This is a genomic window from Streptococcus sp. VTCC 12886 (assembly GCF_049893425.1).
Lineage (GTDB): Bacteria > Bacillota > Bacilli > Lactobacillales > Streptococcaceae > Streptococcus > Streptococcus suis_AA.
The window spans coordinates 1-17,416 of sequence record NZ_JBMVJB010000042.1 but is presented as its reverse complement, the minus strand read 5'-3'; the positions used below and the strand labels follow the sequence as shown (position 1 = coordinate 17,416).

Genomic DNA, 17,416 nt, shown 5'->3' with positions numbered 1-17,416 from the left:
AAAGGACTTAGTCCTGTTCAGTACAGAACTAAATCCTTTCACTAATATTTTTTGTCTAACTTTTTGGGGTCAGTACAAATCATACCCAGTCTTTTCCATTATTTGAAAAAAACTTCAATATAGCTTACAATAGAGAGTAGCATTGAAAAGTTTTTCAGTTTGCTTTTAGTAGTAGCACTATCGTCGCAGTAATAAAAGCAAACCGATTGACGTAAGGAAAGAGAAATTTATGAAAATACTAGCTTTAGACAGCTCCAATCAGGCTCTTTCGGTTGCCTTGGTGGAGGACGGTCGTTTGCAGGCAGAAACCCTGCTGGCTGTCAAGAAAAATCATAGCATCAGCCTCATGCCTGTGGTCGATTTTTTGGTAGCACAGGTGGGCTGGACACCGAAAGACTTGGATCGGATTGTGGTCGCTCAAGGCCCGGGCTCCTACACGGGTCTGCGGGTGGCGGTGGCGACTGCCAAGACCTTGGCCTACACCCTCAAGATTGACTTGGTGGGGGTATCCAGTCTTCAGTCTCTGGTTCCTCCTAGCCTGACGGGTCTGGTGGTGCCTCTCATTGATGCCCGCCGTAACTGTGTCTATGCAGGTGTCTATGAAAATGGCAGAGCAGTCGAGGCAGAATGCTACTGGTCTTTTGAAGACTTGCTTTCTAGCCTGGCTGGCAAGGAAAATATTACCTTTGTCGGAGAAGTAGAAAACTTTATCGGGCAAATCGAGCAAGCTCTGCCAACTGCTCAGTATCAAGCCAGTCTGCCGTCTGCCTATCAATTGGCGGTGATTGGTCAAGACTTGCCAGCAGTAGATGTCACCAGCTTTGAGCCCAACTATCTCAAGCGAGTAGAGGCAGAGGACAACTGGCTCAAGGACAACAAAGCTGGCTCAGAAAGTTATATCAAACGTGTATGATAGAGATTAAACACTACGATGGTCAGGAAAATCTGGCAGAGTCTATTTTGGCAGTTATGCAGTCGGTCTATGAGCAATCTCCATGGACTCTGGAACAGATTGCCTCCAGTATGGCTAGTCAGGATGAGGACTATTATCTAGCCTATGAGGGTCAGGAGTTGGTCGGATTTTTGGCTGTTCAGACGGTGCTGGATGAGATGGAAATCTTGCAGATTGCTGTCAGGGCTGATTTTCAGAGGTTGGGAATCGCCAGTCAATTGATGGCTGCTGTGATGGACTGGGAGGGGGACATCTTCCTCGAAGTGAGGGAATCTAACAGAGCAGCTCGGGCCCTCTATACACGCCAGCATTTTACCAAAATAGGAAAACGAAAAGACTACTACCGCCACCCTGTCGAGGACGCGGTGATGATGAAGAGAGAACGTGATGAAAGATAGATTGATTTTAGCGATTGAGACCTCCTGTGACGAGACCTCGGTAGCTGTTTTGCGAAATGATGCGGAGCTTTTGTCCAATGTCATTGCAAGCCAGATTGCCAGCCACCAGCGGTTTGGTGGGGTGGTGCCTGAGGTGGCCAGCCGTCACCATGTGGAAGTGATTACGGCCTGTATCGAGGAGGCCTTGTTGGAGGCGGAGGTGACGGCAGAGGACTTGACGGCTGTGGCGGTGACCTATGGGCCTGGCTTGGTCGGTGCCTTGTTAGTGGGGATTTCAGCAGCCAAGGCGTTTGCTTGGGCTAATGGCTTGCCGCTCATTCCTGTCAATCACATGGCAGGGCATTTGATGGCGGCACGGGCGGTCAAGGAATTAGAATTTCCCCTCTTGGCACTTTTGGTCAGCGGTGGGCACACGGAGTTGGTCTATGTGTCAGAGGCGGGCGACTATAAGATTGTCGGTGAAACGCGAGATGATGCGGTCGGAGAGGCCTATGATAAGGTGGGGCGGGTCATGGGTCTGCCCTATCCAGCTGGTCGGATTATTGATGAATTGGCTCATGAGGGGCAAGACATTTATGATTTCCCTCGTGCTATGATAAAAGAAGATAATCTGGAGTTTTCTTTTTCTGGACTCAAATCCGCCTTTATCAACCTCTACCACAATGCCCGGCAGAAAGGTGAAACTATATCCAATGTGGACCTGTCAGCCTCATTTCAAGCCTGTGTCTTAGATATTCTTATGGCTAAGACCAAGAAGGCCTTGGAAAAATACCCTGTTAAGACCTTGGTCGTGGCGGGCGGTGTGGCAGCTAATCAGGGCTTACGAGAGCGGTTGGCTGCTGAAATTACCGATGTGGAGGTTATCATTCCCCCGCTTCGCCTCTGCGGTGACAATGCAGGTATGATTGCCTTGGCAGCCGTTAGTGAATATAACAAAGAAAATATTGCTGGTTGGGATTTGAATGCCAAGCCAAGCTTAGCTTTTCCGCAAAAATAAGTGGATGAAGAAGGTTCTTATGAAATCTGACGTCATTACGATTACTAATCTAAATAAATACTATGGAAGCCATCAAGCAGTTAGTAATCTCAATCTTTCTGTTCACCAAGGAGAGATTTTTGGTTTTTTAGGAGCAAATGGGGCTGGGAAGTCAACAGTTATTCGTTGTATTCTTGGCTTAGTTTCTAAAACAAGCGGAGATATTGTATTATTGGGAGGTGCTTATTCAAGCTTAACAGAAGCATTAGCCCATATTGGCTATCTTCCATCTGAGGCACATTTTTATCCTGACATGAAAGTTAGAGATGTTATCCGCTTGGCTGCGAAAGCTAGAAAAATAGATTGCCAAACAGAAGCGGATCGTATTTGTGAATTTTTAGAGGTTCCCTTGGATAAAAAGATCAAAGATCTATCTCTTGGGAATCGTAAAAAAGTCAGTATTGTATGTGCACTCCAACATAAACCAAGATTGTTGCTATTAGACGAGCCGACCTCTGGTTTGGATCCTTTGATGCAGGAGCGTTTCTTTACGCTGATCAAGGAAGTTTGCTTGAATGGGGCAACTTGTTTCCTATCGTCTCATAACTTATCAGAAGTTAAAAATTATTGTGACCGTGCTGCAATCATTAAAGAAGGAAAGCTTTTGGTAGTTGATACAGTTGACCATCTGACGCGTAGCCAAACGAAGAATGTAACCATTTGGAAAGATGGTCAAGAAAAACAATTCCGTTACGATGGGACAAGTGAAGACTTATTGAATCACTTGGTAGACCTGGCGCCGACAGATTTTTTAGTAGAAGAGCCTTCTCTTGAAGATCTGTTTCTCCATTATTATGAGGAGGTGGAGAAATGATTATTCTGTTGCATGAGTTAAGACAAAATCGAAAGACACTCCTTATATGGACCCTGGTACTTGGTTTTATCTGTTATGGTTCTATCGGGCTCTATCAGAGTGTTGAGAATCAATTAACAGGAGTTGCTGATTTGTATGCAAATATGGGAGATGTTACAAAAGCATTGGGTATGGATAAGATTAGCATAGCCACTCTAGAGGGCTATTATGCTACGGAAATTGGCCTGATGTTTGGTCTCGGATCTGGAATGTTTGCTTCTATGCTTGGAGTTACGAGCCTTTCTAAGGAGGAAGAAGGGCATACAAGTGAGTTTTTATACACCTTGCCATATAAGCGTTCAACTATTTTATTGTGGAAATACCTCAGCGTTGTTTTACAACTTCTGATTTTCAATAGTATTATTTCTTGTTGGAATGGTCTGGGGATTTGGCAGCTGGGGGGAGATGTTTCTTTTCATTCTTTTTTCATCTACCATTTGTTGGTTTTATTAATGCAGCTGGAACTGGCCAGTATTTCTTTCCTCCTTTCAGCCATTAGTTCTAAAAAGCAAATTGGTTTAGCAATGGGGCTCGTACTTATTTTATATAGTATAGATATGATTGTTCGGATTATTTCTAAAGTAGAATTTTTGAAATTCATCACGCCCTATTATTACGCGAATGGTGCAGATGTTTTTAGCCATACTACCTTTGATACCTTCTTTCTTGTAAAAGCTTGTGCGGTTATCATTGTTTCTTTGCTTCTATCGGTTCTTGTATTAGATAGAAAGGACCTTGGAGCTTAGTGGCAGTAGCGCTAAAATACGTGATCACAATAATTATAGTCATTTGAATTAGCTTTGATACATCGTCACTTTCGGCTTGCCGTACTCTAGTAATGCCTGCACCTCAATTCCTTGTCTGAAAGCTAATTCATTCGACTATATTTTGAAATGCATGATGAAACTCCAATTGCTCTATTCGGAGTTTTTTTGGTATCTATTGAAATAGATCATTAGCCCTGTTCCAAGTGAGGTTTTATACTCGGATATAAAAGAAAACTTGAAAATCAAGTTGCAGTGTGAGAAAATGGGAGAATAAATTCTCGATTTGTCATCAGAGGGAAGGAGATATGGAATGAAGGAACATGCTTTTCGTGAGGGCTTGCGTGATGCTATCCCCACTGCTTTAGGCTATGCTAGTATTGGTTTAGCTTGCGGGGTTGTATCGGTCAATTCAGGAATTTCAGCTGTCGAAATGGGCTTAATGAGTCTTTTTGTTTATGCTGGAAGTGCTCAGTTTGTTATCTGCGCCATGATCTTAGCAGGAGCACCACTCCTTTCAATCGCAGTGACCGTATTTTTCGTTAATCTGCGTAATTTTCTGATGTGTTTACATGCGACAACCATCTTTCAAGGGAATCGTCTAGGGTCCAATATTTTGATAGGATCATTTGTGACGGATGAGTCCTATGCGGTTCTCTTGCGGAAACACATTGAAGACAAGCAGATTGCACCAAGCTGGATGTACGGTAACAACCTTGCTGGCTACGCTTCTTGGGTTACATTTACGACTCTAGGCAATCTGATTGGTGGTCTTATTCCAAATCCCGAGCAGTTTGGGTTGGACTTTGCCTTGGTCGCTATGTTCGTCGGGATTTTCTCAGGGCAACTAGTGGCGATGGCTCGGACTATCTCTATGAGGAAAGTTGGTTTGATTCTTATGGCTGTTTTTTTGACCTATGTCTTATTAGCCAGCCTTGTATCGTCCTATGTAGCAGTCTTATTAGCAACCTTAATTGGTTGTTTTGTGGGGGTATGGTTAGATGGTAAAGACTAATATATTGTTGATTATTCTGACGGCAGCCCTTGTGACTTGGGTGCCACGTGTTTTGCCTTTTGTACTGACTCAACATAAATCTCTTCCTCCAAAGTTGGTGAAATTCCTCAGCTTTTTGCCAATCACTATCATTTTTGCATTGACCCTTTCCAGTATTATGGATGAGAAAGTTGGCTCCTTGCCAAGTTTTCTCCTGGTAGAAAGTCTAGCTATTCTTCCGACATTTTTTGTAGTCTTGAAGACAAAAAATATACTTTTAGCAGTTTTGGTTGGCGTTGTTACAACCGCGGCGTTACGTTTGATATTTTAGGAGGGTTTTATGGTAAAGGAAAATGCCAAAGGTGTTGGACTTTGTGTCCTTTTGGCTTTGGTGGGTCAGTGGTTAGGTCAATTGTTTCCCCTTGTGGGTGGACCAGTCTTCTCCCTTCTAATCGGGATGAGTCTGTATCCCTATTTTTCAAGTAAAAATGCATTTCAGTCAGGCTTAACCTTTACTTCCAAGAAAATTTTACAGTATGCGGTGATTTGTTTGGGATTTGGATTAAACTTATCAACGGTATTGGCTGTTGGACGTCAATCTCTTCCAATTATTCTTTCAACTATCAGTTTCGCTTTGTTTTTGGCCTTCTTGATGTGGAAATGGCTACCGATTTCATCTCATCTGGCGACCTTGATTGGCGTAGGGACCTCTATTTGTGGCGGCTCTGCCATTGCGGCGACAGCTCCCATTATTAAGGCGGATGATGAGGATGTAGCACAAGCAATCTCCGTCATCTTTCTTTTTAATGTCTTTGCGGCCTTGGTGTTTCCGACTTTGGCAACCTGGCTTGGGTTTTCGACCGATTCGGGTCAGGCCTTTGGAATGTTCGCAGGAACAGCGGTCAATGATACCTCGTCGGTCACCGCAACAGCAGCCACCTGGGACAGCCTTTACGGATTGGGTAGTCAGACCTTGGATATAGCAGTGACGGTTAAGTTAACACGAACTTTAGCCATAATTCCTATTACAACGGTTTTAGCAATTTGGCAAAGCCGAGGAAAGGGTCTCAAGGCAGACAAGAAGTCCCTCCTGACAGGTTTTCCGACTTTTATTTTGTATTTTATCCTAGCCAGTCTGGTGACAACAATCGCAGGTCATTTTGGAGTGGGAACAGCAGTTTTTACTCCACTTAAAAGCCTGTCCAAGTTCCTCATTTGCATGGCCATGACAGCCATTGGCTTGCGGACTAATGTGTTGGCCTTGGTAAAAAATGGCAGAGTTGCTCTTCTGGTCGGACTTGCTTGTTGGATGGGAGTGACCCTGTTGACACTGGTTTGGCAGGCGATTTTGGGTATATGGTAACAGCAAAACAGCCTTCTCTTGCGAGAGGCTGCTTTTTTATAATTTCAAGTGGAAAGTCTGCGGAGCTTTTTTCAATAAAATCCAGTAACCGATACAGACATAGGCAATCATGGCCAGCGAAATGAGTAGGATGTACAAGTGACTGCCTAAATCAAGCTTGCTATTGAGGTAGGCCACCCAGTAAAGAGCCCAACTGAGAAACTTATAGAGGGGATTGCTGACGTCCATATCCTTGGTAAAGGGTTGGAGAATATAGTAGATAAAGAGATCATGGAAGGAAAAGAGGGCTGTTAGACTGATGAGGAGCAGAGCAGTCAGAAGAATGGTTTCCATGCTGAAGGCAAACCGCCCCAGCACCATGATAGTCAGAAAGAGGCTGCAGGCAAAGATGAGATTGAGCTTGCAGATCTGCCAAAAGCGGTAGTTAAAACCAGCGATAATGGTCTTAGCCTCGCGATAAAAAGGATAGTGAAGCATGGAAATATCACAGTTGACAAAGACCATTTGAACGACCACCTTGCCCGACGAAGCGATATACATAATTCATAAAGGAGAAGGGCAGGAACCGCAGGAGGATGGTATCGGTCAGTTCAAAAGGCCCCAGATAATAGCGGAGGGCCTCCAGAGCGACCAGAATTACCACGAGCGACAGAACCCAGTTCCGCACCTTCTTATAGAGGACTTTTTTGTAGCGGTCAAATAGCAGAGCGTTTAGGTAGGTCATGCCAGATAGGTAGGATAGGTCTTTGCTACCTTTTAAATTTAATTTTTTCTGCATTTGTAGACCTTGGCGAGTATACTCGTTACCCTTGGTTATTTCAAAAAGTTTCCTATCCATTTTTAAGGACTCGTCCATGCAGTACTGGAGGTAGTCTACATGATTGGTTTGTTGTTTTAAATACTTATAATTAAACCAAATCAGCAAGACTTGACAGACAAGCACAGGCAGTAAAAAGATTGGTAGCAGATGATTGCGGAAAAGGATAAGACAGGCAATTGCTACTAAACCAGTTCCAAAGATGACCCAAGATTGCCAAGAGTTTCGAGGTGCTAAAATACCTCTGTTGAATAGTGCTCGATTGAGAGCATGACCAGTAAGGCTTCCTGATGGGATAGTCAGCAATCCTAGAGGTAGATAGAGCCAATTTCCAGCAAGACTAGAAAAGATGAGCAAGGCAGGCAGGTAGGCCAGACTGGTGATAATAGGCTGGCTCTATAAAGAGCTGACTTTGGAGAAAACTAGATTGAGAAAGCCCAAAATTTCGCATGAATTCCCGCTCGGACTTGGCGATAAAAGGCTCAAATCCCTTGCCAAACCGAAAGGCATAGCCAACAAAGACCAACCATAGAGAAAAGCCCAAAAGTCAAGTTCCTGGAAGAACATTCCAAAAATTTAATTCCCCGCCAGAGAGGAGATTGATCCAAAAGGAAGCAAAGTAGAAATTCAAGGCCAGCCATAAACCCTTGACAAGAAAGCGACTGGGAATAGAGAAGATATGGAGGAACAGAAAGAGAGCAGACTTAAAACTGTAAGACTTGAAAATACTCTCTGGAATGCTCTTTCCAACAAGTGGCAGTTTCCGCAGGTAGTAGAAAAATCCATTGACGGTCCGATGGAGGTTGTACTTTTCCTGATACCAAAAATAACGTAGAATGGTTTTCATAAGACCCTCCTAGTCTGCTGTCAAGAGGGCAACCACTTCCTGTTCAAAATCAGGGTCGTGTAGTTTGTCACTCGGAACAGCCTGTAATTCCTGATGATGCAGGAGGACAATTTCGTCGCAGAGGTCTTGAGCCAGTTGTAAAATGTGGGTAGAAAAGATGATTACGGAATCTTTTTTAGTCTCTCGAATCAGTTGCTTGAACTTCGTGGGCAGCCGCAGGATCAAAGGAAGTCAGTGGCTCATCTAAGAGCAGGACAGGCGGCTGGACAATCAAAGACAGGAGCAACTGGACCTTGTTCTGCATACCGTGGGAAAAGTCCTTGAGCAGACGGTGCTGGTCTTCAAAGTCAATTCCCACCAAAAGCAACCAATCCTCAGGACGGCGTGCATCTTTGAGTTTGTCCTTGTGGATATCCATATAGAAACGCACAAACTCATAGGCGGTCATAAAGGCAGGTAGCTGCGGATAGGTCTGGGTAAAGCCGATGTCCGTATTATCGTAGTCAAGGACTTCCTCGCCCTCTACAAACTGAATATTGCCACTGTCCAAGGTCAGATTGCGAGCAATACAGTTGAACAAGGTCGTCTTACCAGCACTATTTTGCCCCAGCAAACCATAAATCTTCCCTTTTTCAAAGGTAAAAGAAGCCTAATCCAGAATAATCTTGTGGTCGAATTTCTTGGAAACAGAAGATAGTTTCAGTTGCATAGTCAATCTCCTTTTGTCATATTGTTATAGTTCTACAATACAACGATAAGCAAAAAATTCAAGCAGATTTTTGCTTGAATTTAGAAAGTTGATAGGGATTGTTTTTGTTGGCCATTCTTGTCAAAATTGGCATCCTCTAACCAGCTTTCTAGTCGCTGTTTACGGGAGTCCCATTCTTTGTCTAATATAGAAAACCAATCCGTATCACGATTCCTTTCCTTATAGACCGAAGCTTGTCGAAATGTGCCTTCATAGGTAAAGCCCAATCGTAGTGCTGCCCGGCGTGATGGACCATTTAAATGATCACACTTCCATTCATATCTGCGATAGCCTAGGTTCTCAAAAATATAGGACATAAGCAAGTAGTGAGCCTCCGTTGCTTGTCGTGTTTTTTGGAGTTTTGGAGAAAAGAGGACCCATCCCACTTCAATGACACGATTTTTAGAATCTATGCGCATCAGTGCAAAAGTTCCAATAGCCTGATTGGTAGATTGGTCAATGATAGCAAGATAATAAGGATCGACTGAGTCCAACATGTGTTGGAAATATGTTTGAAAACTTGTATAGTCTTTAAAGGAATCAATAGACAAATAGGTCCAATCAGCTTGCTTGGCAGTAGGACCATAGAATTGATAAATTGCATCGGCGTGATCTGGTCTGAGTTTTTCCAATCGAACGGTTTTTCCTTGGAGAACATCAATAGTAGGAAGGCTACCAGCTTGATGATGGGGTATTGGTACGCCGATTTCTTGATTAAATGAATTAATAGGCATATCCTCTCCTTTTAGGTTGAGCTTTAAGGGTGATTTCTAATAATGCAAACTTCCTGCCACCCAGCCAGTTGCTAGACAGTAGGTAATGTTAAAGCCACCTGTGTGGGCATTGATGTCCAAGACCTCGCCTGCAAAGTGGAGGCCAGGGACTTTCTTGCTTTCTAAGGTTTTTGGATTGATTTCCTTGAGGTCAACGCCACCCTTGGTCACAAAAGACTTGGCTAGGGACATCTTGCCTGTAATCTTGATAGGTAAGGCTTTTAGGAGGGTAACCAGGTCAGCCAGGTCTTTTTGGGAAACTTGTTTGACCTTGCTATCATAGTTTTCAGCGAAAAAGTCTGCTAGGCGGTCTGGCATGAGTTCACCAAGTGCATTCTTGACGGATTTTTCCCTATTGATTTCTAAATGTTCAAACAAGTCCTGTTCAGAATGGGTCGGCAGAGCATCGAGAAATGCGGTTTCGCCGCCTTTGACAAAACTGGACAAGCGAAGAGCAGCGGGTCCCGACAGACCAAAGTGGGTGAAGAGCAGGTCGTGGGTGATGACGTGCTTACCGTAGGTCAGGGTGACGTCGTCCAGGGAAATGCCTTGGAGCTTCTTGTGGGGGAAGTCAGTCAGAACAGGACTTTCTGCAGCCTCAATCTCTGTGACTTCTAGCTTGAAGTGGCGGGAAATGTCGTGACCAAAGCCAGTCGAGCCGGTGGAAGGATAAGTCTTACCGCCAGTGGTGACAATCAGCTGAGGAGCGGTAAAGGTTTCCTCGCTAGTCTTGACATGGAAGAGGTCGTCAATCTTGCGGACGGAAACCGCCTCCGTACCTGTGCGGATGTCCACGCCGTTTTCCAGCATCTTCATCTCCAGGCACTTGATAATGGTCTGGGAGCGGTCGGTGGTTGGAAAGACACGGCCGTGGTCCTCCACTTTGAGCTTGACCCCATTTTCCTGAAAGAAATTCATGATATCGTGGTTGTTAAATTGGGAGAAGACGCTGTATAGAAATCGGCCATTTCCAGGAATACCAGCCATTAGGTCTTCCAGTGTGCCGTTGTTTGTCACATTGCAACGTCCGCCACCTGTGCCAGACAGTTTCTTGCCCAAACGCTTGTTTTTTTCGAGGAGTAGGGTCTTCTTGCCGTAGAAGCTGGAAGAAATCGCAGCCATCATGCCTGCTGGCCCTCCTCCGATAATAATGGTATCTACTGTATTCATGCCTTTATTGTACCACAAAACGCGAGCTTTGGTGTCGGTCTTCTCTTTGTAGAAAAGTGCACATCCCTTCTTAGCGGTCCTCCTGTAAGTGTCTAGAGTTTTGAGAAATAAGAAAAATACTAAATAAATTTAATAGAACGAGAAATCGTTCTCTTTTTGTTTACTTTTTACTACCCGAAAGGAAATTATTTTATGACATCAAGCTATAAAAACACACGTGCTAAACAAAGACAGTCAAGAAACATGGTTATTGTTTCTTTGATGAAAGATACTGGTTGGTCACGTTCCAAAGTCGAAGAGTCTCTCAAAGAGCTTGAGCAATTCAATTTAATTAAATTTCCCGAATCAGGTGGGATGATGTTAAAAGTAGCTGAGGCAAAATAATATGGAAAATATTAATTTAATAAGTGCCGATGAATATCAAACTTCAGAAAGATTCTATGCATTGCCTAAAATACTTTTTGAGAGTGATCTTTACAAAGAGATGAGATTAGATGCCAAAGTCTTCTATGCAGTATTAAAAGATAGATTAAGTTTGTCTTTTAAAAATAATTGGTTCCGTCTGTATAGGTTTTTTTCTATTTTTCCGCTTTTTCTCAATTCTTGATTTCCTAAATACGATAAACAATTAAATTGCTCAATAGTGTTTATCATATTTAGAAAATATAATTTTAAAAATAAGGAATTCTAAAATCAATAAAAGTAAATCAATGGTAACCTTATAATTAGTATTGGGTAAAGATAGGAAAACAAAGGCAATAATAGTTGGTTATATTTATTTAAAAAACAAGCTGGTTACATTTATTTAAAAAAAGACTTGACAAGAATGGTTTACAATAGTAAACTTATCTCAAACATTTACGTTTACATATGTAGACAATAAGGAGGAAAAGAGAATGAGTACAATAGTAGTTAGCCCTCATATCACAGATACTGAATGGGAAGTTATGCGTGTAGTCTGGGCGAATGGTCGAGTGACTAGTAAAGAAGTCATCTCCATATTGAAAGAAAAAATGGACTGGAAACAAGCCACTATCAAAACGCTCTTAGGTCGACTGGTTGAAAAAGGCGTACTAAATACAGAGAAAGAAGGTAGAAAATTTATTTATACTGCCAATATTGAAGAGAAAGAAGCCTTAGGAAAGTATACAGACGATATTTTCAACCGTATTTGTCGAAAGAATGTCGGGAATGCAGTAGGGAGTATCATTGAAAATCATGTCTTAAGCTTCGATGATATCCAGCGACTAGAAGAAATATTAGAGATGAAAAAAGCTTTCGCAGTAGAAGAAGTGGATTGTCAGTGTACAGAAGGGCAATGCGATTGCCATTTACATCATCATGGAGAATAAGGAGCGAAAAAATTGGAGAATAAATAGTTTGCCATAGAAGGTATGACCTGTGCGTCTTGTGCGCAGACAGTAGAAAAAGCGGCAAAAAAGTACGTGGGGTCACACAGGCTTCCATGAACCTAGCAACAGAAAAGTTGAGTATAGAATACAATGAACCAACTTTTTCGGTAGAAAATCTACAAAAAGCGTTGGATGATTCAGGGTATGAACTGATTGCCCAAGAGGGAAAGACGCAAACCTTTGCAATTGAAGGGATGACCTGCGCATCCTGTGCACAGACAATTGAAAAAGCCGTCGGAAAGTTGTCGGGCGTAAATAAAGCTTCCGTCAATTTAGCGACAGAAAAAATGCAAGTTTCCTATAAACCGTAAGCAATTTCAGTATCTGATGTGACTGGTGCTGTATCCAATAGTGGTTATGCAGCCGTATTAGAGACTACGGATACTCAAGATAATTCACGAGCAGAGAAGCGTGAGAAAAAAGAATGAAGCAACTTTCAAATCGTTTTGGGATATCCATTATATTTACAATCCCTGTATTAATTATATCTATGGGTCCAATGGTAGGTATGCCTCTACCAAATATCGTTGACCCAATGATAAATGCATTTAATTTTTCTCTTTTACAACTTTTTCTGACTTTGCCGATAATGGTAGTAAGCTGGGAATATTTCCAGAAGGGATTTAAAACTTTATTTAAAGGTCACCCAAATATGGATTCCCTGATTGCCCTTGGTACCGCGGCCGCTTTTGTATACAGTCTGGCAGCGACGATCGGGGCTGGCTTAGGTTACGGCAACTTTTCAGATTTACTTTACTATGAAGTGACTGGAGTTATCTTAACTCTTCATACGTTAGGGTTATTTTTAGAAGAGCGATCAAAGGGGCAAATGTCCTCAGCGATTGAAAAATTAGTCAACTTGGTTCCTAAAACAGCTCGAGTGATACGTAATGGTGTGGAACAAGAGATTACTGTGGACGAAGTCGCTTTAGGAGATGTTATTCGAGTTCGTCCGGGAGAAAGTATGCCTGTAGATGGTGTTGTTGTTGAGGGACGCACTTCAGTCGATGAATCAATGCTGACAGGAGAAAGTATCCCCGTGGAAAAGGAAAGTGGAGACGAGGTTATTGGGGCTAGTATCAATAAAAATGGTTCCATTGATTACCGCGCGACTCGAGTGGGAAGTGATACAACTCTATCTCAAATCATAAAATTAGTAGAAGATGCTCAAGGGTCTAAAGCACCCATTGCTCGAATGGCCGATATCATTACCAGATATTTCGTACCGATTGTTATAGCATTAGCCGTTTTAGCAGGGATTGCTTGGTTAATTGCAGGTCAATCTGGAATATTTGTTTTATCCGTTATCATAACAACCCTTGTCATTGCTTGTCCATGTGCCTTAGGTTTGGCGACTCCAACAAGTATTATGGTTGGAACCGGAAAAGGGGCAGAACATGGTGTCTTGATAAAAAGTGGTGAGGCGTTAGAAACCACTCATAATTTAGACACGATTGTATTTGATAAAACAGGGACACTGACAGAAGGTAAACCTATCGTGACGGATATTTTGGTCACTCCTCTTATTACTAAAGAAAATCTTTTATATTATGCAGCTTCCGGTGAAACAGGTTCTGAACACCCATTAGGCGAAGCCATCGTACAGAAATCAAAAGAAGAGAACATGACATTAGCTAAGCCAGATCATTTTGAAGCGATTACTGGACACGGGATTCGAGTTGAAATTGAGGGCAAAGATATGTACATTGGAAACCGTAAACTGATGCTAGAGCAAAAGATTGATTTATCAAGCATGGAAAAAGAATCCGATCGTTTAGCAGACGAAGGAAAAACACCGATGTATCTCTCTGTTGATGGAGAACTAGCTGGAATTATCGCAGTAGCGGATACATTAAAAGAAAATAGTATGAAGGCTGTTAAAGAACTTAGAAGACGCGGTGTTGAAGTAATCATGATTACTGGAGATAACAAACGTACAGCCAAAGCGATTGCTAAGCAGGTGGGTATTGACCATGTATTAAGTGAAGTATTACCTGAAGATAAAGCAGAAGAAGTCAAAAAACTACAAGAAACAGGCAAGAAGGTAGCGATGGTTGGGGACGGCATTAACGATGCACCCGCATTAGCTCAAGCAGATGTCGGTATTGCAGTTGGATCAGGTACAGACGTGGCGATTGAATCGGCTGATATTGTCCTTATGCGTAATGATTTAACCGCTGTATTGACTGCGATTGATTTAAGTCATGCAACGCTACGAAACATTAAACAAAACTTGTTCTGGGCTTTTGCTTACAACCTTATAGGTATTCCAGTTGCGATGGGTCTCTTGTATATTTTTGGCGGACCATTGATGAGTCCAATGTTTGCGGCAGTCGCCATGAGTTTCAGTTCCGTATCGGTCTTGCTCAATGCTTTACGGTTAAGACGATTCAAACCAGCAGTTGTTTAGAAAACACGTAGCTTATCTGGGATTTAAACTTCTTCCTATTCTATATAATAGGAGAAGATAAAAAAAGGGGGAATAAAATAATGAAAAAAGAAGTCTTATTAGATGGCGTAAAATGTGCAGGTTGTGCGAACACGGTGCAAGAAAGATTTTCAGCTATTGAAGGGGTTGAATCTGTAGAGGTTGATTTAGCGACTAAAAAAGCAGTACTTGAAAGTCAAACAGAGATTGATACCGAAACGCTCAATGCTGCTTTAGCAGAAACTAACTATTCAGTATTAAGTGCATAAAGTACGAATACCATTTATTCATAGATAGTAGCTAGAGATAAAGTATAGAACCCTTTTCGTGAGAATTATATGCAGTGTTCGATGAGAAAGTTCTAAAACTTTAAAATCAGTCTCTAATATAATAAGGAGGAATTAAAAATGAGGAATAACAAAAAACATTCGTCACATAGTCATCATAATCACGGCGACATGGATCACTCAAAACACGACCATAATGAAATGGATCATAGTCAGATGGATCACAGCAAGATGGATCATAGTAAGATGGATCACAGTAAGATGGATCACAGCAATATGGATCACTCAAAACACGACCATAATGAAATGGAACATAGTCAGATGGATCACAGCAAGATGAATCATAGTGCGATGGATCACAGTGAAATGGATCATGGCGCAATGGGAGGGCATGCCCACCACCATCACGGTAGCTTTAAGGAGATTTTCTTGAAGTCACTCCCATTAGGAATTGCAATCTTACTCATTACGCCTTTGATGGATATTCAGTTGCCTTTCCAAATTATCTTTCCTTATGCAGACGTTGTAGCAGCTGTATTGGCAACAATTCTATACATTTATGGCGGAAAACCATTCTACATGGGTGCGAAAGATGAGTTTAATTCAAAAGCTCCGGGCATGATGTCCTTGATTACTTTGGGAATAACGGTTTCTTATGCCTATAGTGTTTACGCAGTGGCCGCTCGATATGTGACCGGAGAACATGTCATGGACTTCTTCTTTGAGTTTACAACGTTAATTTTAATCATGTTATTAGGACACTGGATTGAAATGAAGGCATTGGGTGAAGCAGGGGACGCGCAAAAAGCATTGGCTGAGTTGGTGCCGAAAGATGCTCATGTTGTTTTAGAAGACGATTCGATTGAGACTCGTCCTGTGTCTGAACTTCAGATTGGAGATGTTATCCGTGTTCAAGCAGGAGAAAATGTTCCAGCTGATGGTATCATTATCCGCGGAGAATCCCGTGTAAACGAAGCGCTTGTGACTGGGGAATCGAAACCAATTGAAAAAAAACCCGGAGATGAGGTCATCGGTGGATCAACCAATGGTGGCGGAGTCCTCTATGTGGAAATAAAGCAGACGGGCGATAAGTCCTTCATTTCTCAGGTTCAGACATTAATCAGTCAAGCTCAAAGCCAACCATCTCGAGCAGAGAATGTGGCTCACAAAGTAGCTAGCTGGTTGTTCTACATTGCCGTTGTAGTAGCTTTAATCGCTCTAGTAGCCTGGATGATCATTGCAGATTTACCTACAGCCGTTATCTTTACTGTGACTGCGTTAGTTATTGCCTGCCCACATGCTTTGGGTCTTGCTATTCCCTTGGTAGTATCACGTAGTACTAGTTTGGGTGCAAGCCGAGGATTACTGGTTAAAAATAGAGAAGCTTTGGAATTAACTACTAAAGCGGATGTTATGGTATTGGATAAAACAGGTACTTTAACAACTGGTGAATTTAAAGTGTTGGACGTCACTGTTTTGAGTGATAAATATTCTGAAGAAGAAATTACAAGCTTGTTGGCGGGTATAGAGGCAGGCTCCAGTCACCCGATTGCCCAATCGATTGTGAACCACGCTGAAGCGAAAGGCATTAAGTCAGTTTCCTTTGACTCCATTGAAATCGTTTCGGGAGCAGGAATAGAAGGGGAGGCGAACGGCCACCACTATCAATTAATCAGCCAAAAGGCATACGGAAAAGCATTGCGTATGGATATTCCGAAAGGCGCTACTTTAAGTATCCTTGTAGAAAATAATGAAGCAATCGGCGCTGTCGCATTGGGAGATGAACTGAAAGAAACCAGCAGAAACTTGATCGAGGTGCTGAAAAAATACGGAATTGAACCACTCATGGCTACTGGTGATAACGAGGAAGCTGCACAAGGAGTTGCAGAAGTTCTAGGTATTCAATACCAAGCCAATCAATCTCCGGAAGATAAGTACAAGCTGGTCGAGTCCATGAAAAACCAAAACAAGACGGTTATCATGGTAGGAGACGGGGTCAATGACGCACCTTCCCTTGCCTTGGCAGACGTAGGTATTGCAATCGGAGCTGGAACGCAAGTAGCTTTGGATTCTGCGGATATTATTCTTACTCAGTCTGATCCAGGGGATATTGAATCCTTTATCGAGTTAGCAAACAATACGACACGTAAAATGAAACAAAACTTGGTATGGGGAGCAGGGTATAACTTTATCGCGATCCCAATAGCTGCAGGAATACTAGCACCAATTGGCATAACATTAAGTCCAGCAGTCGGTGCCGTCCTCATGTCCCTCTCCACTGTTATCGTTGCGATCAATGCTATGACATTGAAATTAGACCCTAAATAAAACGAAGCAGGAACGAAAAAAGCACTGGCTGGTTTGACCCCTTCCAAAATCGGGTCAGACTAGCCAGTATGCTGTATAAGAAAAATGGTTCTGTTGCAAAGTTTTAAATCTACTATCAAATAAGGTAGAATAATAGAAAAAGATAGCAGGAGGAATGACGATGAATCATTTTAAAGGAAAGCAATTTCAGCAGGATGTGATTATTGTAGCCGTGGGCTACTATCTTCGTTATAACCTTAGCTATCG

At 42.4% G+C, this 17,416-nt stretch carries 17 protein-coding genes and 4 pseudogenes; 17 read left to right on the top strand and 4 right to left on the bottom strand.

The annotated features are described in order from the left end of the window. Nucleotides 1-229 precede the first annotated feature (229 nt). The 8 genes from tsaB to ACPC57_RS10425 all read left to right on the top strand — a co-directional run bounded on the left by tsaB (nucleotide 230) and on the right by ACPC57_RS10425 (nucleotide 6,360). Nucleotides 230-913 (top strand): tRNA (adenosine(37)-N6)-threonylcarbamoyltransferase complex dimerization subunit type 1 TsaB, encoded by a 684-nt coding sequence (gene tsaB / locus ACPC57_RS10460; protein WP_434066919.1) that lies wholly within the window; start codon nucleotides 230-232, stop codon nucleotides 911-913. Beyond that, nucleotides 910-1,350: a ribosomal protein S18-alanine N-acetyltransferase gene (gene rimI / locus ACPC57_RS10455; protein WP_289647124.1), complete on the top strand. Its 441-nt coding sequence runs from the start codon at nucleotides 910-912 to the stop codon at nucleotides 1,348-1,350. Before tsaB ends, rimI begins: the two co-directional genes overlap by 4 nt. Further along, nucleotides 1,340-2,347 (top strand): tRNA (adenosine(37)-N6)-threonylcarbamoyltransferase complex transferase subunit TsaD, encoded by a 1,008-nt coding sequence (gene tsaD, locus ACPC57_RS10450; protein ID WP_217375197.1) that lies wholly within the window; start codon nucleotides 1,340-1,342, stop codon nucleotides 2,345-2,347. The genes rimI and tsaD overlap by 11 nt, the downstream gene beginning before the upstream one ends. Nucleotides 2,348-2,366: 19 nt before the next feature. Beyond that, nucleotides 2,367-3,200, top strand: coding sequence for an ABC transporter ATP-binding protein (locus tag ACPC57_RS10445; RefSeq protein ID WP_274504954.1), 834 nt, complete (start codon nucleotides 2,367-2,369; stop codon nucleotides 3,198-3,200). Next, entirely contained in the window at nucleotides 3,197-3,985 is a 789-nt protein-coding gene (locus ACPC57_RS10440; RefSeq protein ID WP_274504322.1) for an ABC transporter permease subunit, read from the top strand. The genes ACPC57_RS10445 and ACPC57_RS10440 overlap by 4 nt, the downstream gene beginning before the upstream one ends. Before the next feature lie 331 nt (nucleotides 3,986-4,316). After that, nucleotides 4,317-5,018 (top strand): AzlC family ABC transporter permease, encoded by a 702-nt coding sequence (locus tag ACPC57_RS10435; RefSeq protein ID WP_130554971.1) that lies wholly within the window; start codon nucleotides 4,317-4,319, stop codon nucleotides 5,016-5,018. Then, nucleotides 5,005-5,328, top strand: a complete 324-nt coding sequence (locus ACPC57_RS10430) for an AzlD domain-containing protein (RefSeq protein ID WP_434066918.1) — start codon at nucleotides 5,005-5,007, stop codon at nucleotides 5,326-5,328. The genes ACPC57_RS10435 and ACPC57_RS10430 overlap by 14 nt, the downstream gene beginning before the upstream one ends. Nucleotides 5,329-5,337: 9 nt before the next feature. Further along, nucleotides 5,338-6,360: a YeiH family protein gene (locus ACPC57_RS10425; protein ID WP_130554973.1), complete on the top strand. Its 1,023-nt coding sequence runs from the start codon at nucleotides 5,338-5,340 to the stop codon at nucleotides 6,358-6,360. Nucleotides 6,361-6,396: 36 nt separating this feature from the next. Here the strand turns inward: ACPC57_RS10425 and ACPC57_RS10420 are convergent. The 4 genes and pseudogenes from ACPC57_RS10420 to ACPC57_RS10405 form a co-directional block, all read right to left on the bottom strand. After that, nucleotides 6,397-8,024, bottom strand: a pseudogene (locus ACPC57_RS10420) (hypothetical protein). A 9-nt stretch (nucleotides 8,025-8,033) separates the two neighbouring features. Continuing rightward, nucleotides 8,034-8,733 (bottom strand): annotated as a pseudogene (locus ACPC57_RS10415) (ABC transporter ATP-binding protein). Between the two features lie 80 nt (nucleotides 8,734-8,813). Beyond that, entirely contained in the window at nucleotides 8,814-9,479 is a 666-nt protein-coding gene (locus ACPC57_RS10410; RefSeq protein WP_434065703.1) for a GNAT family N-acetyltransferase, read from the bottom strand. A gap of 63 nt (nucleotides 9,480-9,542) precedes the next feature. Next, a complete protein-coding gene (locus tag ACPC57_RS10405) occupies nucleotides 9,543-10,715 on the bottom strand; it encodes an NAD(P)/FAD-dependent oxidoreductase (RefSeq protein ID WP_434065698.1) in 1,173 nt (390 codons plus the stop codon). A gap of 192 nt (nucleotides 10,716-10,907) precedes the next feature. Here ACPC57_RS10405 and ACPC57_RS10400 point away from each other — a divergent pair, with 192 nt between their 5' ends. From ACPC57_RS10400 to ACPC57_RS10360, 9 genes and pseudogenes are all read left to right on the top strand, one after another. Next, entirely contained in the window at nucleotides 10,908-11,099 is a 192-nt protein-coding gene (locus ACPC57_RS10400; protein ID WP_434065699.1) for a hypothetical protein, read from the top strand. Between the two features lies 1 nt (nucleotide 11,100). Then, nucleotides 11,101-11,322, top strand: coding sequence for a replication initiator protein A (locus ACPC57_RS10395; RefSeq protein WP_434066917.1), 222 nt, complete (start codon nucleotides 11,101-11,103; stop codon nucleotides 11,320-11,322). Nucleotides 11,323-11,611: 289 nt separating this feature from the next. Further along, nucleotides 11,612-12,067, top strand: a complete 456-nt coding sequence (locus ACPC57_RS10390; protein WP_313176559.1) for a CopY/TcrY family copper transport repressor — start codon at nucleotides 11,612-11,614, stop codon at nucleotides 12,065-12,067. 42 nt (nucleotides 12,068-12,109) lie between these two features. Continuing rightward, nucleotides 12,110-12,216: pseudogene (locus ACPC57_RS10385) on the top strand (cation transporter); the annotation flags it as partial. A 105-nt stretch (nucleotides 12,217-12,321) separates the two neighbouring features. Then, nucleotides 12,322-12,438 (top strand): cation transporter, encoded by a 117-nt coding sequence (locus tag ACPC57_RS10380; protein WP_434066920.1) that lies wholly within the window; start codon nucleotides 12,322-12,324, stop codon nucleotides 12,436-12,438. Between the two features lie 113 nt (nucleotides 12,439-12,551). Further along, the gene (locus ACPC57_RS10375; RefSeq protein ID WP_434066916.1) at nucleotides 12,552-14,537 is read left to right on the top strand and encodes a copper-translocating P-type ATPase; all 1,986 of its coding nucleotides are present in this window, start codon (nucleotides 12,552-12,554) and stop codon (nucleotides 14,535-14,537) included. 80 nt (nucleotides 14,538-14,617) lie between these two features. After that, the gene (gene tcrZ / locus ACPC57_RS10370) at nucleotides 14,618-14,824 is read left to right on the top strand and encodes a copper chaperone TcrZ (protein ID WP_002294571.1); all 207 of its coding nucleotides are present in this window, start codon (nucleotides 14,618-14,620) and stop codon (nucleotides 14,822-14,824) included. A gap of 138 nt (nucleotides 14,825-14,962) precedes the next feature. After that, nucleotides 14,963-17,170, top strand: a complete 2,208-nt coding sequence (locus ACPC57_RS10365; RefSeq protein ID WP_434066915.1) for a heavy metal translocating P-type ATPase — start codon at nucleotides 14,963-14,965, stop codon at nucleotides 17,168-17,170. Between the two features lie 160 nt (nucleotides 17,171-17,330). Further along, nucleotides 17,331-17,416, top strand: a pseudogene (locus ACPC57_RS10360) (IS6 family transposase); the annotation flags it as partial.

Bases quoted from the DNA above. Each gene is read 5' to 3' on its own strand.
- tsaB (WP_434066919.1), top strand. From the start codon at position 230: ATGAAAATACTAGCTTTAGACAGCTCCAATCAGGCTCTTTCGGTTGCC.
- rimI (WP_289647124.1), top strand. From the start codon at position 910: ATGATAGAGATTAAACACTACGATGGTCAGGAAAATCTGGCAGAGTCT.
- tsaD (WP_217375197.1), top strand. From the start codon at position 1,340: ATGAAAGATAGATTGATTTTAGCGATTGAGACCTCCTGTGACGAGACC.
- ACPC57_RS10445 (WP_274504954.1), top strand. From the start codon at position 2,367: ATGAAATCTGACGTCATTACGATTACTAATCTAAATAAATACTATGGA.
- ACPC57_RS10440 (WP_274504322.1), top strand. From the start codon at position 3,197: ATGATTATTCTGTTGCATGAGTTAAGACAAAATCGAAAGACACTCCTT.
- ACPC57_RS10435 (WP_130554971.1), top strand. From the start codon at position 4,317: ATGAAGGAACATGCTTTTCGTGAGGGCTTGCGTGATGCTATCCCCACT.
- ACPC57_RS10430 (WP_434066918.1), top strand. From the start codon at position 5,005: ATGGTAAAGACTAATATATTGTTGATTATTCTGACGGCAGCCCTTGTG.
- ACPC57_RS10425 (WP_130554973.1), top strand. From the start codon at position 5,338: ATGGTAAAGGAAAATGCCAAAGGTGTTGGACTTTGTGTCCTTTTGGCT.
- ACPC57_RS10405 (WP_434065698.1), bottom strand. From the start codon at position 10,715: ATGAATACAGTAGATACCATTATTATCGGAGGAGGGCCAGCAGGCATG.
- ACPC57_RS10400 (WP_434065699.1), top strand. From the start codon at position 10,908: ATGACATCAAGCTATAAAAACACACGTGCTAAACAAAGACAGTCAAGA.
- ACPC57_RS10395 (WP_434066917.1), top strand. From the start codon at position 11,101: ATGGAAAATATTAATTTAATAAGTGCCGATGAATATCAAACTTCAGAA.
- ACPC57_RS10390 (WP_313176559.1), top strand. From the start codon at position 11,612: ATGAGTACAATAGTAGTTAGCCCTCATATCACAGATACTGAATGGGAA.
- ACPC57_RS10380 (WP_434066920.1), top strand. From the start codon at position 12,322: ATGACCTGCGCATCCTGTGCACAGACAATTGAAAAAGCCGTCGGAAAG.
- ACPC57_RS10375 (WP_434066916.1), top strand. From the start codon at position 12,552: ATGAAGCAACTTTCAAATCGTTTTGGGATATCCATTATATTTACAATC.
- tcrZ (WP_002294571.1), top strand. From the start codon at position 14,618: ATGAAAAAAGAAGTCTTATTAGATGGCGTAAAATGTGCAGGTTGTGCG.
- ACPC57_RS10365 (WP_434066915.1), top strand. From the start codon at position 14,963: ATGAGGAATAACAAAAAACATTCGTCACATAGTCATCATAATCACGGC.